Here is a 16,093-nt window from a genome sequence, read left to right as displayed (position 1 = left end):
CCCGTACCCCAAGCAGCCGCGGCAGCCCTTCCCGCCGGACGCGCCCCCGGGTCTGCGGGCCGTCCCGCCGCCCCGGTTCGCCGCCGACGACCTGGACTACCGGAACGCGCCGGGCAACCGGGTGCACTTCACCGCCCACCAGCGCGGCGCGGACGCCACCGCACTGGGCACCCTGGCGCTGCTCCTCCCCGGCTTCCTGCTGAGCCTGCTGGTGGTGGGCCTCCTCGGCCTGCTCCTGGAGGCCTGGCTCGGCCTCCCCTACTGGGTCCCACCGATCGCCTGGGTACTCTCCGGCGCCCTCGTCTTCCACCGCCCCACCGAGGACTTCCTCGCCCGCTACCTGCTGCGGCTGCACCGTCCCCTGCCCCATGAGCGCGACCGCCTCGACCCCGTCTGGCGCGAGGTGACGGCGCGCTCCGGCGTCGACGGCCGGCAGTACCAGCTGTGGATCCAGGACACCCAGGACCTCAACGCGTACGCCGCGGCCGGGCACATCGTGGCGGTCACCCGGTTCGCCCTGGAGCAGCTGACCAGCACCCAGCTGGCCGCCGTACTCGCCCACGAACTGGCCCACCACACCGGCGGGCACACCTGGGCGTCCCTGATGCGGTACTGGTACTCGCTGCCCGGCCGGGCGGCCTGGCGGGTGATACGGACAGTGCTGGCCTTCGCGATCACCGTCGCCGGCTACTTCTCCTGGGCGGTCGGGGCCGCCCTGGTGTGCGCCCTGGGCATCGTGACCTTCCTGACCGTCTCCGTGCTGTACGGGCTGCCGCTGGTCCTGCTCGCCATCCCCTATCTGATGGCCGCCCTCGGGCGCCGCGCCGAGCTGCGCGCCGACCAGCACGCCGCGGCGCTCGGCTTCGCGCCGAAGCTGGCGGAGGTGCTGTACGCCATGCACACCACCCAGCTCCAGGCCCGCCACCAGGCCGCGGCCATGGGCAAGCCGCTGGCCGAGCCCGGCCCGCTGGCCCGGCTGCTCGCCACCCACCCCGACTTCCCCACCCGGCTGCAGCGGCTCCAGCCCTACCTCCAGCCGCGGCGCTGACCCCGCGCACGGGTCCGGGAAACGCCGAAGGGCGGCCTCTCACGGGGAGAGACCGCCCTTCGTTCAGCTCGTCACAGACTCACTGGTTGTACGGACCGTAGTCGTAGTCCTCCAGCGGGACCGCCTGGCCGGAGCCGGTGCCGAACGGCGAGTAGTCGATGTCGTCGTAACCGACGGCCGAGTACATCGCGGCCTTGGCCTCCTCGGTCGGCTCCACCCGGATGTTGCGGTAGCGGGACAGGCCCGTACCGGCCGGGATGAGCTTACCGATGATGACGTTCTCCTTGAGGCCGATCAGGGAGTCCGACTTGGCGTTGATCGCCGCGTCGGTGAGCACCCGGGTGGTCTCCTGGAAGGACGCCGCGGACAGCCACGACTCGGTGGCCAGCGAGGCCTTGGTGATACCCATCAGCTGCGGACGGCCGGAGGCGGGGTGACCGCCCTCGGTGACCACACGACGGTTCTCCGACTCGAAGCGCGAACGCTCCACCAGCTCGCCCGGCAGCAGCTCCGCGTCGCCGGACTCGATGATCGTCACGCGGCGCAGCATCTGCCGGATGATGATCTCGATGTGCTTGTCGTGGATCGACACACCCTGCGAGTTGTAGACCTTCTGGACCTCGCCGACCAGGTGCACCTGGACCGCGCGCTGGCCGAGGATGCGCAGCACGTCGTGCGGGTTGGTGGCACCCACCGTCAGCGCCTGGCCGACCTCGACGTGGTCGCCCTCGCCCACCAGCAGACGGGCACGCTTCGAGACACCGTAGGAGGTCTCGTCGGAGCCGTCGTCCGGGGTGATGACGATCTTCTTGGTCTTCTCGGTCTCCTCGATCCGGACGCGGCCGGCCGCCTCCGAGATCGGGGCGACACCCTTGGGCGTACGGGCCTCGAAGAGCTCGACGACACGCGGCAGACCCTGGGTGATGTCGTCACCGGCCACACCACCGGTGTGGAAGGTACGCATCGTCAGCTGGGTACCGGGCTCACCGATGGACTGGGCGGCGATGATGCCGACCGCCTCACCGATGTCCACCAGCTTGCCGGTGGCCAGCGAGCGGCCGTAGCACATGGCGCAGGTGCCGACGGCGGACTCGCAGGTGAGGACCGAGCGGGTCTTGACGGTCTCCACACCGTGGCGGACCAGCTCGTCGATGAGCACGTCGCCCAGGTCGGTACCGGCCGGGGCCAGCACCTTGCCGTCCAGGACGATGTCCTCGGCGAGGCAGCGCGCGTACACGCTGGTCTCGACGTCCTCCGTCTTGCGCAGCACGCCGTCCGCACCGCGGGAGGCGATGGCGAGCTTGAGACCGCGCTCGGTGCCGCAGTCCTCCTCGCGGATGATCACGTCCTGCGAGACGTCCACCAGACGACGGGTCAGGTAACCCGAGTCGGCGGTACGCAGGGCGGTGTCGGCCAGACCCTTACGGGCACCGTGGGTGGAGATGAAGTACTCCAGCACGGTCAGGCCCTCGCGGAAGGACGCCTTGATCGGACGCGGGATGGTCTCGTTCTTCGCGTTCGACACCAGACCACGCATACCCGCGATCTGCCGCATCTGCATCATGTTTCCTCGGGCACCCGAGTTCACCATCATGAAGATGGGGTTGGTCTTGGGGAAGTTCTCGTTCATCGCCTCGGCGACCTCGTTGGTCGCCTTGGTCCAGATGCCGATGAGCTCCTGCGTGCGCTCGTCCTTGGTGATCAGACCGCGCTCGTACTGCTTCTGGACCTTCTCGTCCTGCGCCTCGTAGCCCGCGATGATGGCCTTCTTGGCCTCGGGGACGACGACGTCGGAGATCGCGACGGTGACACCGGAACGGGTGGCCCAGTGGAAACCGGACGCCTTCAGGTTGTCCAGGGTCGCCGCGACGATGACCTTGGGGTAGCGCTCGGCGAGGTCGTTGACGATCTCGGAGAGCTGCTTCTTGCCCACCGAGTAGTCGACGAACGGGTAGTCCTCGGGCAGCAGCTCGTTGAAGAGCGCGCGGCCCAGCGTGGTGCGCAGCCGGAAGCTGTCACCCTGCTGCCACTGCGGCTCGCCCTCCTCGGCGACCGGCGGGGTCCAGCCGCGCGGCGGGACGGTGCCCACCGGGAAGCGGATGTCCACCTTGGCCTGGAGCGAGAGCTCGCGGGCGTCGAAGGCCATGATCGCCTCGGCGACCGAGCCGAAGGAGCGGCCCTCGCCGCGGACCTCGCGCTCCTCCTCGTCGGTGGTGAGGAAGAACAGGCCCAGCACCATGTCCTGGGTCGGCATGGTCACCGGCCGGCCGTCGGCCGGCTTGAGGATGTTGTTCGAGGACAGCATCAGGATGCGGGCCTCGGCCTGGGCCTCCGCGGACAGCGGCAGGTGCACGGCCATCTGGTCACCGTCGAAGTCCGCGTTGAACGCGGTGCACACGAGCGGGTGAATCTGGATGGCCTTGCCCTCGACCAGCTGGGGCTCGAAGGCCTGGATGCCCAGACGGTGCAGGGTGGGCGCACGGTTCAGCAGCACCGGGTGCTCGGCGATGACCTCTTCGAGGACGTCGTACACCACGGTGCGACCGCGCTCGACCATGCGCTTGGCCGACTTGATGTTCTGCGCGTGGTTCAGGTCGACCAGGCGCTTCATCACGAACGGCTTGAACAGCTCCAGCGCCATGGCCTTGGGCAGACCGCACTGGTGCAGCTTGAGCTGCGGGCCGACGACGATCACGGAACGGGCCGAGTAGTCGACGCGCTTGCCCAGCAGGTTCTGACGGAAACGACCCTGCTTGCCCTTGAGCATGTCGCTCAGGGACTTCAGCGGGCGGTTGCCCGGACCGGTGACCGGACGGCCGCGGCGGCCATTGTCGAACAGCGCGTCGACGGCCTCCTGCAGCATCCGCTTCTCGTTGTTCACGATGATCTCGGGGGCACCGAGGTCAAGGAGACGCTTGAGGCGGTTGTTGCGGTTGATGACGCGGCGGTACAGGTCGTTCAGGTCGGAGGTCGCGAAGCGGCCACCGTCCAGCTGCACCATCGGACGCAGGTCCGGCGGGATCACCGGGATGCAGTCCAGCACCATGCCGTTGGGGCTGTTGCGGGTCTGCAGGAAGGCGGAGACGACCTTGAGGCGCTTGAGCGCACGGGTCTTCTTCTGGCCCTTGCCGGTGCGGATGATCTCGCGGAGACGCTCGGCCTCTTCGTTCAGGTCGAAGGACTCCAGGCGCTTCTGCAGCGCCGCGGCGCCCATGCCGCCCATGAAGTAGGTGCCGAAGCGGTCGCGCAGCTCGCGGTAGAGCAGCTCGTCGCCCTCCAGGTCCTGGACCTTGAGGTTCTTGAACCGGTTCCACACCTCGTCGAGGCGGTCGATCTCGCGCTGGGCGCGGTCGCGCAGCTGCTTCATCTCGCGCTCGGCGCCCTCGCGCACCTTGCGGCGGACATCCGCCTTGGCGCCCTCGGCCTCCAGCTCGGCCAGGTCGGACTCGAGCTTCTTGGCGCGGGCCTCCAGGTCGGCGTCGCGGCGCTGCTCGATCTGCTGGCGCTCGACGGAGACGTGGGCCTCCAGCGAGGGCAGGTCGCGCTGACGGCGCTCGTCGTCCACCCAGGTGATCATGTAGGCGGCGAAGTAGATGACCTTCTCGAGGTCCTTCGGGGCCAGGTCGAGCAGGTAGCCCAGGCGCGACGGGACGCCCTTGAAGTACCAGATGTGGGTCACGGGAGCGGCCAGCTCGATGTGGCCCATCCGCTCACGGCGCACCTTGGCGCGAGTGACCTCGACGCCGCAGCGCTCGCAGATGATGCCCTTGAAGCGGACACGCTTGTACTTACCGCAGTAGCACTCCCAGTCCCGGGTGGGGCCGAAGATCTTCTCGCAGAAGAGCCCGTCCTTTTCCGGCTTCAGGGTGCGGTAGTTGATGGTCTCCGGCTTCTTGACCTCGCCGTGGGACCAGGTTCGGATGTCGTCCGCGGTCGCCAGGCCGATCCGCAGCTCGTCGAAGAAGTTGACGTCGAGCACTGTTCGTCAATCCCTCTTTCAGGGTCGATTCGTCATCGTGGTCTGGGGGTCCGGATGGGGGTCCCGCCCATGCCGTGGGGGCCATGGGCGGAGCCGGGGGCTCGGGCGGAGCCCCCGGTCAGACCCGTCAGACCTCTTCGACGCTGCTCGGCTCGCGCCGGGACAGGTCGATACCGAGCTCCTCCGCGGCGCGGAAGACGTCCTCGTCGGTGTCACGCATCTCGATGGACATACCGTCACTGGACAGCACCTCCACGTTGAGGCACAGGGACTGCATCTCCTTGATGAGCACCTTGAAGGACTCGGGGATGCCGGGCTCGGGGATGTTCTCGCCCTTGACGATGGCCTCGTAGACCTTCACGCGGCCGGTGACGTCGTCGGACTTGATGGTCAGCAGCTCCTGGAGGGCGTACGCGGCGCCGTAAGCCTCCAGCGCCCACACCTCCATCTCACCGAAGCGCTGGCCACCGAACTGAGCCTTACCACCCAGCGGCTGCTGGGTGATCATCGAGTACGGGCCGGTGGACCGGGCGTGCAGCTTGTCGTCCACCAGGTGGTGCAGCTTGAGGATGTACATGTAGCCGACCGAGATCGGGTCCGGGAACGGCTCGCCGGAGCGGCCGTCGAAGAGCCGGGCCTTACCGGAGGGCAGCACCAGCCGGTCGCCGTCGCGGTTGGGGATCGTGGCCTCGAAGAGACCGGCGATCTCGTCCTCGCGCGCACCGTCGAAGACCGGGGTGGCGACGTTGGTGCCCGGCGCGACCTCGTCGGCGCCGATCGCCTTCAGCCGCTGCATCCACTCCTCGTTGCCCTCGACCTTCCAGCCCCGGGAGGCCAGCCAGCCGAGGTGGATCTCGAGCACCTGTCCCGGGTTCATTCGGGACGGCACACCGAGCGGGTTGAGGATGATGTCGACCGGGGTGCCGTCCTCCAGGAACGGCATGTCCTCGACCGGCAGGATCTTGGAGATGACACCCTTGTTGCCGTGGCGGCCGGCGAGCTTGTCACCGTCGGTGATCTTGCGCTTCTGCGCGACGTAGACGCGGACCAGCTGGTTCACGCCCGGCGGCAGCTCGTCGCCCTCCTCGCGGTCGAAGACCCGGACGCCGATGACCTTGCCGATCTCACCGTGCGGGACCTTCAGCGAGGTGTCACGGACCTCACGGGCCTTCTCGCCGAAGATCGCGCGCAGCAGGCGCTCCTCCGGGGTCAGCTCGGTCTCACCCTTCGGGGTGACCTTGCCGACCAGGATGTCGCCGGCGACGACCTCGGCACCGATGCGGATGATGCCGCGCTCGTCGAGGTCGGCCAGGACCTCCTCGGAGACGTTCGGGATGTCCCGGGTGATCTCCTCGGGGCCGAGCTTGGTGTCACGGGCGTCGACCTCGTGCTCCTCGATGTGGATCGAGGAGAGGACGTCGTCCTGCACCAGGCGCTGGCTGAGGATGATGGCGTCCTCGTAGTTGTGGCCCTCCCACGGCATGAACGCCACCAGGAGGTTCTTGCCGAGCGCCATCTCGCCCTCGTCGGTGGACGGGCCGTCGGCCAGCACCTGGCCGGCGATGACCCGCGCACCCTCGTCCACGACGACCTTCTGGTTGAAGGAGGTGCCCTGGTTGGAGCGGGAGAACTTGGCCACCCGGTAGGTGGTGTACGTGCCGTCGTCGTTGGCCACCGTCACGTAGTCGGCGGAGACCTCCTGGACGACACCGTCCTTCTCGGCCTTGATGACGTCGCCGGCGTCCACCGCGCAGCGGTACTCCATGCCGGTGCCGACCAGCGGCGCCTCGGCCTTGATCAGCGGCACCGCCTGGCGCATCATGTTCGATCCCATGAGCGCGCGGTTGGCGTCGTCGTGCTCGAGGAACGGGATCATGGCGGTCGCGACCGACACCATCTGGCGCGGCGAGACGTCCATGTAGTCCACGTCGGCCGGGGCCACGTAGTCGATCTCGCCACCACGGCGGCGGACCAGGACGCGGGCCTCCTCGAACCGGTTGTCCTCGGTCAGCGGGGCGTTGGCCTGGGCGATGACGAAGCGGTCCTCCTCATCGGCGGTGAGGAAGTGCACCTCCTCGGTCACCAGACCGCTCTCGTCGACCTTGCGGTACGGGGTCTCCACGAAACCGAAGGCGTTGACCCGGCCGTAGGAGGCGAGCGAACCGATCAGACCGATGTTCGGGCCTTCCGGCGTCTCGATCGGGCACATCCGGCCGTAGTGCGAGGGGTGCACGTCACGGACCTCGAAGCCGGCCCGCTCACGGGAGAGACCACCGGGGCCCAGCGCCGACAGGCGGCGCTTGTGGGTCAGGCCCGACAGCGGGTTGGTCTGGTCCATGAACTGGGACAGCTGGCTGGTGCCGAAGAACTCCTTGATGGAGGCGACGACCGGCCGGATGTTGATCAGGGTCTGCGGCGTGATCGCCTCGACGTCCTGGGTGGTCATGCGCTCACGGACCACGCGCTCCATGCGCGCCAGACCGGTGCGGACCTGGTTCTGGATCAGCTCGCCGACGTTGCGCAGGCGGCGGTTGCCGAAGTGGTCGATGTCATCGGTCTCGACCACGATGGAGGTGCCGTTCTCGCCCATCGTCTCGGTCTCGCCGGCGTGCAGCTTGACCAGGTACTTGATGGTGGCGATCACGTCGTCGGTGGTGAGCACACCGGCGTCCAGCGGGGCGTCCGCGCCCAGCTTCTTGTTGACCTTGTAGCGGCCGACCTTGGCCAGGTCGTAGCGCTTGGGGTTGAAGTAGAGGTTCTCCAGCAGCGTCTGCGCGGCCTCACGCGTCGGCGGCTCGCCCGGACGCAGCTTGCGGTAGATGTCGAGCAGCGCGTCGTCCTGGCCCTGGGTGTGGTCCTTCTCCAGGGTGGCGCGCATCGACTCGTACTCGCCGAACTCCTCGAGGATCTGCTCGGTGGTCCAGCCGAGCGCCTTGAGCAGCACGGTGACGGACTGCTTGCGCTTGCGGTCGATGCGGACACCGACCATGTCGCGCTTGTCGACCTCCATCTCCAGCCAGGCACCCCGGGACGGGATGATCTTGGCGGTGAAGATGTCCTTGTCGGAGGTCTTGTCGATCTGGCTGTCGAAGTACACGCCGGGCGAACGGACCAGCTGCGACACCACGACACGCTCGGTGCCGTTGATGCAGAAGGTGCCCTTGGGGGTCATGAGCGGGAAGTCGCCCATGAAGACCGTCTGGGACTTGATCTCACCGGTCTCGTTGTTGGTGAACTCGGCGGTGACGAAGAGCGGCGCGGCGTAGGTGAAGTCGCGCTCCTTGCACTCGTCGATGGAGTTCTTCGGCGGCTCGAAGCGGTGGTCGCGGAAGGTCAGCGACATCGACCCGGAGAAGTCCTCGATCGGGGAGATCTCCTCGAAGATCTCCTCCAGACCGGACTTGGTCGGGACGTCCTGACCACTGTCCAGCGCAGCCTCGACGCGAGCCTTCCAGGCGGCATTGCCGAGCAGCCAATCGAAGCTCTCGGTCTGCAGCGCAAGGAGGTTCGGAACCTCGAGCGGTTCCTTGATCTTCGCAAAGGAGATGCGCAGCGGGGCGGTGCTGGCGCCGTTGTTCGTATTGGCAGTCGAGGCGTTGCGCGAGGCGGCCAAGAGGGGGTCCTTCCGAGGGCTCGGACTCACTACGCGCGTACCGGTCCCACCTGCCACCACCGATGGAAAGCCCTGGTCAGAGGGTCTCTATCGACGATGTTCGCCGGTGGGCATGCCCCTGGTGACGGGCAGAGGGCAGCTAACAGGCAGCGCAAAGGGTCAGTGTAGCCACTCGGCTCACTGATGTCCAGGGCAGGGTCTTCCAAGACCGGTGCGCTGCTCCCACCTCTTCTTCCTCCGGACGGTGCATCCCCATACTGCCCGCTCCACGGCCGATCCATGCCTCGGAGTCCGGATCGGTGTGTCGTCGCGTCCTGAGAATTGCGCGCCGCGTGCCGTACGTCAAGGCCCCCACTACCGCGAGACCCTCCCGGGTGCGGCGCCGGGCAACGAAGATCACCCTACCTGGCGAAGCGGTGAAGGCAACGCCGCCGTGGCGGGAACGACGAAGGGCGACCACCCATGCGGGTGATCGCCCTTCGTACAGAAGAGTCAGAGACTCAACAAGGTCACTTGACCTCGACCGAAGCGCCGGCGCCCTCCAGGGCCTCCTTCGCCTTGTCGGCGGCCTCCTTGTTGACCTTCTCCAGGACCGGCTTCGGGGTGCCGTCCACCAGGTCCTTGGCCTCCTTCAGGCCCAGCGAGGTCAGCTCACGCACGACCTTGATGACCTGGATCTTCTTCTCGCCGGCGCCGGTGAGGATGACGTCGAACTCGTCCTTCTCCTCGACGGCCTCGGCGGCGCCACCAGCGGCACCACCGGCGACGACGACCGGCGCGGCGGCGGCGGCGGTGACGTCGAACTTCTCCTCGAAGGCCTTCACGAACTCGGAGAGCTCGATGAGGGTCATCTCCTCGAACTGGGCAAGCAGCTCGTCCTGGGTGAGCTTCGCCATGATGGCGGTCCTTCCACTCGATCGGCGGGTGCCGGATGTACTGGGTGAGGCGGGCGTCGGCCCGCTGCGATCCCGGCCGCGCTCAGGCGGCGAGGATCAGAAAGCGAGCCGAATTACTCGGCACCGCCCTGCTCGGCCTGCTTGGCGCGGAGCGCGTCCACAGTGCGGACGAGCTTCGTCGGCAGCGCCTGGAAGAGCGAGGCAGCCTGGGACTGCTTGCCCTTGAAGGCACCGGCCAGCTTGCTGAGCAGAACCTCGCGGGACTCGAGGTCCGCAAGCTTCTTGATCTCATCGGCGGACAGCGCCTTGCCGTCAAGGACACCGCCCTTGATGATGAGATTCGGGTTGTCCTTGGCGAAGTCACGGAGACCCTTCGCCGACTCCACCGGGTCACCGGTGACGAAGGCGACGGCCGTCGGACCAGCGAAGAGCTGGTCGTCCAGCGTGATCCCGGCCTCGTTGGCCGCAATCTTGGTCAGCGTGTTCTTCACCACGGCGTACTGGGCGTTCTCACCGAGCGAACGGCGCAGCGTCTTGAGCTGCGCCACGGTGAGACCGCGGTACTCGGTCAGCACGGCGGCGTTGGAGCTGCGGAACTTGTCCGTCAGCTCGGCAACCGCGGCGGACTTGTCAGGCCTCGCCATGAGCCTCGGCCTCCTTCCGGGTGATTGCGGACCGCGTAGCGCCGGAAGGGTTTGGGCAAAACGAAACGCCCCGGCGCAGGCACACGGGGCGTTACTCGACCGCGAAGAGTCCCCTTGAGGGGTCCGAGCGCGGGAGTGTCTCCACTGTCACCTGCGCAGGTCGTCCGCGTAGCGGATCCTTCGGCCGCCGAGCTCCTCATGGAGGCACGGCAACGACCAGCGGTCTTTGGCTTCTCGAGGAGAGTACGCGAAGGGTCCCGGGGCAGGCAAATCGGCACCCGGGCGGGCCGGGCAGCCCACCAGGTGCCGATCCGGGACGGTCAGAGATCCGGCCCGGTCCGCTACTGACCGAGCTCCTCGAAGCCCACGGTGTCCGAGGCGGGCGGCTCCTCGACGGTGACGTTCACCCCGTAGTCGGAGTAGTACACGGTGGAGTCGAAGCCGCCGTTGTTGTTCTTGCCGTACTCCCGCTTCTTGACCAGCAGGTCCTTCTCGTCGATCCACAGATCGATGGTCTCGGTCTCGGTGCCGGAGGCCTTGAGCTGCTTCTGGAGGTCGGACAGGTCCTTCTGGGACAGGTCCTTGGACTGGAGCTTGGCCAGGTCCGCCACGTTGACCGTGCCGGAGTAGTGGGTGGCCTGCACCCCGCGCACCGACTCCTTGCCGACCGCCTTGACCTGGCCGGTGGCGAGCACCAGCTGCACCGACCGGGCCGGGTTGTTGTTCTGCATCTGGTCCTTGAGGAAGGCACCGGCCGGGCCGGCCTTCTGGGCCAGGGTGTCCCAGTCGTACTTCACCCAGTGCTTGCCGCCCGGGCCGGGGGTGCCGGTGGCGCCGCCGAGGTTCATGTACATCGCGTCCGGGGTGTACCGGACGGGCGTCGCCTTGCCCTCCAGCGGAGAGCCGGCCACCGGGCCACCACTCTGGGTGACCTTCATGTTCGCCCGCATGCCGTTGGCCCAGTCCATCTCACCGGCCATGGTGGAGGTGCCCGGGCCCATCTTGTTGGTGCCCTCGACCTTGGCCGAGTGCTGCTCCCCGGTGGCCTTGGAGGCCAGCTGGAGGGCCGCGATGGCGCCGCCCGCCGGGGCCCCGCCCGCCTTCGGCGTGCCCGCGTCCTTGACGCTGTCGCCGTCGCTCTTCTCGCTGCCACAGGCGGCGAGACCGAATGTCAGCGCTATGCCGCCGACCATCGCCGCGATACGGACTCCTCCGCGTGACGCACGCATGAGGCCCCCTCTGCTTCACTCTCCGTGGACATGTGCGGGATGAGCGTAGCGGAGGGCACCGACAGGGCAGGCCGCCTGTTACAAGCACCGGACAAAGCAAGCAAGACGAAACGCCGGGCCGGGCACCTCGGGTGAGGTGCCCGGCCCGGCGCTGTGCACAGTGGCGCTCCCCCGGCGTCAGCCGAGGTGGTGCGCCCGCCGCTCCGCCTGGATCAGACGGTCTCGTCCTCGACGAGCAGGTTGCGGGTGCGGTTGGAGTCGACCGGGATGCCGGGGCCCATCGTGGTGGTGATGGTCGCCTTCTTGATGTAGCGGCCTTTGGCGGCGGACGGCTTCAGACGCAGGATCTCCTCCAGCGCCGCACCGTAGTTCTCCACCAGCTTGGCCTCGTCGAAGGAGACCTTGCCGATGATGAAGTGCAGGTTCGAGTGCTTGTCGACGCGGAACTCGATCTTGCCGCCCTTGATCTCGGTGACGGCCTTGGCGACGTCCGGGGTGACGGTGCCGGTCTTCGGGTTCGGCATCAGACCACGCGGACCGAGCACGCGGCCCAGGCGGCCGACCTTGCCCATCAGGTCCGGGGTGGCGACGACGGCGTCGAAGTCCAGACGGCCCTTCGCGACCTCGTCGATCAGTTCGTCGGAGCCGACGATGTCGGCACCCGCGGCCTCCGCGGCCGCAGCACGGTCACCGGTCGCGAAGACCAGGACCCGGGCGGTCTTACCGGTGCCGTGCGGAAGGTTCACGGTGCCACGGACCATCTGGTCGGCCTTGCGCGGGTCGACACCCAGGCGGAAGGCGACCTCGACGGTGCCGTCGAACTTGGTCGAGGAGGTCTCCTTGGCGATACGGACGGCCTCGAGCGGGGCGTACAGGCGCTCCCGGTCGATCTTGGCGTCCGCAGCGCGGAGAGTCTTGCTGCGCTTCACTTCTTGCTCCTGCTGGTTACACCATGCGGCTTCGCCGCGTGGCGGGTATGGAGTTGTGGTCCGGGCCGCGCGAGGCCCTGCCACACGTTGTCGATCATGCGGCTCGCGCCGCGTGGTCAAACGGGGGTGTTCAGCCCTCGACCGTGATGCCCATGGAGCGGGCGGTGCCGGCGATGATCTTCTCGGCGGCGTCCAGGTCGTTGGCGTTCAGGTCGGGCATCTTGGTGGTGGCGATGTCGCGGACCTGGTCGCGGGTGATCTTGGCGACCTTGGTCTTGTGCGGCTCGCCGGAGCCCTTCTCCACACCCGCGGCCTTGAGGATCAGCTTCGCGGCCGGCGGAGTCTTGGTCACGAAGGTGAAGGAGCGGTCTTCGTAGACCGTGATCTCCACCGGCACGACCATGCCACGCTGCGACTCGGTCGCGGCGTTGTAGGCCTTGCAGAACTCCATGATGTTGACGCCGTGCTGACCCAGCGCCGGGCCGACCGGCGGAGCCGGGTTCGCGGCACCGGCCTGGATCTGGAGCTTGATAAGCCCCGTGACCTTCTTCTTCTTGGGAGGCATGTGCTCTCTCCGGGTCCTAGTGAGAGGTTCTTTGCCTGCGAGCAGGCATACCGCACCACGATAACGGGTATTGGGGCGCGGCCTGAAACCGAGCAGGTCAGGAAGGGCTCCCGAGGGGCTCGCGCCCCTCGTTCACGCTTCCTGACCTGGACGGAAACTCCGGTACGCGGTCAGTTCTTCTGGATCTGGTCGAAGCTCAGCTCGACCGGGGTCTCCCGGCCGAAGATCTCGACCAGGCCCTTGACCTTCTTCGAGTCCGCGTTGATCTCGTTGATGGTCGCCTGCAGCGTGGCGAACGGGCCGTCGGTGACGGTGACCGAGTCACCCACCTCGAAGTCCAGCACCTGGACCTCGACCTTGCGGCTGGGTGCCGGCCGGCCCTCGGCCTCGGCGGCCTCCTTGGCGGCCTTGGCCTCGGCCTCCGGGGCGAGCATCTTGACGATCTCGTCCAGGGTCAGCGGGTACGGGTCGTACGCGTTGCCGACGAAGCCGGTGACGCCCGGGGTGTTGCGCACCACGCCCCAGGACTCGTTCGTCAGGTCCATGCGCACCAGCACGTAGCCGGGGAGCTTGTTCTGGCGGACGGTGCGGCGGTCGCCGTTCTTGATCTGGACGACCTCTTCCTGCGGCACCTCGGCCTGGAAGATGTAGTCCTCGACGTTCAGCGAGACGGCGCGCTGCTCCAGGTTGGTCTTCACCCGGTTCTCGTAGCCGGCGTAGGTGTGGATGACGTACCACTCGCCGGGGAGCGTGCGGAGCTCCTCGCGGAGCGCCTCGACCGGGTCGACGGCGGGCTCCTCGGCGGCCTCCGGCTCCTCGGCCTCGGCGGCCTCGGTCTCGTCCTCAGCGGCCTCGTCGTCGTCCGCGGACTCCTCGTCCACGGTCTCGATCGCGGCCTCCTCGGCGGGCCGGCCCGCCTCAGCCTCGGCAGCCTCGGCCTGGTCGGAGTCCGCCGCCTCAACGATGTCGAGCTCGTCCTCAGCGGACTCGACGGACTCGACGGCGTCGTTCAGGTTCGGGTCAGACACGGTGGCTGCTTCTTCCTGGCTTTATTGGGGTGGAACGTGCGAAAGGGGCAGCTCGCCCAGGAGCCACCCTCGCGCGGGCATCAGCCGAAGACGGCCTTGACGGCGTGGCTGAACCCATAGTCAATCACGGTAACGAGACCGATCATGAAGGTAACAAAAACGATCACCACGGTGGTGTACGTGGTCAGCTGATTGCGCGTAGGCCAAACGACCTTGCGAAGCTCCGCGACGACCTGGCGGTAGAACAGCGCCAGACGGCCCAGCGGGCCCTTCTTTCCACGCTTACCGCGACGGGCCTTCTTGGCCGCCACCTCATCCTCGGGACGACCACTCTCAGGCGTCGCGGTGGAGCCAAGGGCTTCCGTCACTCATCCTCACCTGAATCCGGGTCGTGGCCGTGCCGCGTCCGGCCCGGCCGCACAGCGGTTCTTGTCAGTACGCGTGCACGCACCCTGATGGTGATGCGTGTAGCAGGGCCGGAGGGACTTGAACCCCCAACCGCTGGTTTTGGAGACCAGTGCTCTACCAATTGAGCTACGACCCTTTGCGGCTGAACCCAACCTACCGCATCCGGCCCGCAGCACGTGGTGCACGGGATGAAGCGGTGTTGGGAGGCCAACGACGAGTGAGTGTACGTGTTCCGGGGCCCCGCGTCGAACGCCAAACGTTTTCCGCCTCCGCCGAGACCTGCCGGCGACCTGAATGCCGGGCCCCGAAGCCGTCTGCAACGATGCTGCTATGACCGCTACCCCCTCTGAGTCGTCCCTTCCCACCGACCGCCGGGTATCGGCCCGCGTCGGTGCCATCTCCGAATCCGCGACCCTCGCCGTCGACGCCAAGGCGAAGGCCCTCAAGGCCGCCGGCCGGCCGGTGATCGGCTTCGGCGCCGGCGAGCCGGACTTCCCGACCCCCGGCTACATCGTCGAGGCCGCGGTGGAGGCCTGCCGCAACCCGGCCAACCACCGCTACACGCCGGCCGGCGGGCTCCCCGTGCTCAAGGAGGCGATCGCCGCCAAGACGCTGCGCGACTCCGGCTACCAGGTCGAGGCGTCCCAGGTACTGGTCACCAACGGCGGCAAGCAGGCGATCTACGAGGCGTTCGCCGCCATCCTGGACCCGGGCGACGAGGTCATCGTCCCGGCCCCGTACTGGACCACCTACCCCGAGTCGATCCGGCTCGCCGGCGGTGTGCCGGTGGAGGTGGTGGCCGACGAGACCACCGGCTACCGGGTCTCGGTGGAGCAGCTGGAGGCGGCCCGTACCGAGCGCACCAAGGTGCTGCTCTTCGTCTCCCCGTCCAACCCGACCGGCGCGGTCTACACCCGGGAGCAGGTCGAGGCGGTGGGCCGCTGGGCCGCCGAGCACGGCCTGTGGGTGCTGACCGACGAGATCTACGAGCACCTGGTCTACGGCGACACCACCTTCCACTCGCTGCCGGTGGTCGTGCCCGAGCTGCGTGACAAGTGCATCGTGGTCAACGGCGTGGCCAAGACCTACGCGATGACCGGCTGGCGGGTGGGCTGGGTGATCGGCCCCAAGGACGTGATCAAGGCCGCGACCAACCTCCAGTCGCACGCCACCTCCAACGTCTCCAACGTGGCCCAGCGGGCGGCGCTCGCCGCGGTCTCCGGCGACCTGGACGCGGTCGCCGAGATGCGCACCGCCTTCGACCGGCGCCGGAAGACCATCGTGCGGATGCTCAACGAGATCGACGGCGTGGTCTGCCCGGAGCCGGAGGGCGCGTTCTACGCCTACCCGTCCGTGAAGGCCCTGCTCGGCAAGGAGATCCGCGGCAAGCGCCCGCAGACCTCGGTCGAGCTGGCCGCGCTGATCCTGGACGAGGTCGAGGTCGCGGTGGTCCCGGGTGAGGCCTTCGGCACCCCCGGCTACCTGCGGCTCTCCTACGCGCTGGGCGACGAGGACCTGGTCGAGGGTGTCTCCCGGATCCAGAAGCTGCTCGCGGAGGCGCGCGACTGAGGTCCGCCCTCACACACCGGTGCGGGGCCCTTCGGGGCCCCGCACCGCTTTCTGCGGGTACCTCCGTTCGGGTGTTTCCCTTCCGGGGCGGATCCGGGTGTTTCCCTTCCGGTGCGAAGGGGAATACGGCAGGATCTTGGAATGTTGCAGTCCACCGGAGACCGAACCCCGCATCCCCGATCCCC

At 68.0% G+C, this 16,093-nt stretch carries 11 protein-coding genes and 1 tRNA gene; 2 read left to right on the top strand and 10 right to left on the bottom strand.

All coding sequences use genetic code 11. The features are described 5' to 3' along the window. Positions 1 to 1,048, top strand: a 1,048-nt coding sequence (locus E4099_RS16230; RefSeq protein WP_342451924.1) for a M48 family metalloprotease, incomplete at its 5' end; no start/stop codon positions are given. A 79-nt stretch (positions 1,049 to 1,127) separates the two neighbouring features. Here the strand turns inward: E4099_RS16230 and E4099_RS16225 are convergent. From E4099_RS16225 to E4099_RS16175, 10 genes are all read right to left on the bottom strand, one after another. Continuing rightward, on the bottom strand, positions 1,128 to 5,027 hold the full coding sequence (locus E4099_RS16225; RefSeq protein WP_135339777.1) for a DNA-directed RNA polymerase subunit beta': 3,900 nt from the start codon (positions 5,025 to 5,027) through the stop codon (positions 1,128 to 1,130). Between the two features lie 127 nt (positions 5,028 to 5,154). Then, on the bottom strand, positions 5,155 to 8,640 hold the full coding sequence (gene rpoB / locus E4099_RS16220; RefSeq protein ID WP_135339776.1) for a DNA-directed RNA polymerase subunit beta: 3,486 nt from the start codon (positions 8,638 to 8,640) through the stop codon (positions 5,155 to 5,157). Positions 8,641 to 9,149: 509 nt separating this feature from the next. Continuing rightward, on the bottom strand, positions 9,150 to 9,536 hold the full coding sequence (gene rplL / locus E4099_RS16210) for a 50S ribosomal protein L7/L12 (protein WP_135339775.1): 387 nt from the start codon (positions 9,534 to 9,536) through the stop codon (positions 9,150 to 9,152). 113 nt (positions 9,537 to 9,649) lie between these two features. Then, positions 9,650 to 10,180 carry a 50S ribosomal protein L10 gene (gene rplJ / locus E4099_RS16205; protein ID WP_135339774.1) on the bottom strand — a complete coding sequence of 177 codons (531 nt, stop codon included), beginning with the start codon at positions 10,178 to 10,180 and terminating at the stop codon, positions 9,650 to 9,652. Positions 10,181 to 10,521: 341 nt separating this feature from the next. Beyond that, entirely contained in the window at positions 10,522 to 11,409 is an 888-nt protein-coding gene (locus tag E4099_RS16200) for an SCO4651 family lipoprotein (protein WP_167828398.1), read from the bottom strand. Positions 11,410 to 11,621: 212 nt separating this feature from the next. After that, positions 11,622 to 12,338 carry a 50S ribosomal protein L1 gene (rplA, locus tag E4099_RS16195; RefSeq protein WP_135339773.1) on the bottom strand — a complete coding sequence of 239 codons (717 nt, stop codon included), beginning with the start codon at positions 12,336 to 12,338 and terminating at the stop codon, positions 11,622 to 11,624. A gap of 130 nt (positions 12,339 to 12,468) precedes the next feature. After that, positions 12,469 to 12,903 carry a 50S ribosomal protein L11 gene (gene rplK, locus E4099_RS16190; RefSeq protein WP_030412999.1) on the bottom strand — a complete coding sequence of 145 codons (435 nt, stop codon included), beginning with the start codon at positions 12,901 to 12,903 and terminating at the stop codon, positions 12,469 to 12,471. A gap of 170 nt (positions 12,904 to 13,073) precedes the next feature. Then, on the bottom strand, positions 13,074 to 13,931 hold the full coding sequence (nusG, locus tag E4099_RS16185; protein ID WP_135339772.1) for a transcription termination/antitermination protein NusG: 858 nt from the start codon (positions 13,929 to 13,931) through the stop codon (positions 13,074 to 13,076). A gap of 80 nt (positions 13,932 to 14,011) precedes the next feature. Then, the gene (gene secE, locus E4099_RS16180; protein ID WP_135339771.1) at positions 14,012 to 14,299 is read right to left on the bottom strand and encodes a preprotein translocase subunit SecE; all 288 of its coding nucleotides are present in this window, start codon (positions 14,297 to 14,299) and stop codon (positions 14,012 to 14,014) included. A gap of 103 nt (positions 14,300 to 14,402) precedes the next feature. Continuing rightward, positions 14,403 to 14,475 (bottom strand) — tRNA-Trp (locus tag E4099_RS16175). Between the two features lie 194 nt (positions 14,476 to 14,669). On the opposite strand from E4099_RS16175, the gene E4099_RS16170 reads away from it, so the two are divergent. Next, on the top strand, positions 14,670 to 15,908 hold the full coding sequence (locus E4099_RS16170) for a pyridoxal phosphate-dependent aminotransferase (RefSeq protein WP_135339770.1): 1,239 nt from the start codon (positions 14,670 to 14,672) through the stop codon (positions 15,906 to 15,908). Positions 15,909 to 16,093 lie beyond the last annotated feature (185 nt).

The sequence above is a fragment of the Streptomyces palmae genome, from assembly GCF_004684805.1.
GTDB classification, from domain to species: Bacteria; Actinomycetota; Actinomycetes; order Streptomycetales; family Streptomycetaceae; genus Streptomyces; species Streptomyces palmae.
Note: the sequence above shows the minus strand (reverse complement) of the source record. Positions and strands in the feature narration are given on the sequence as shown.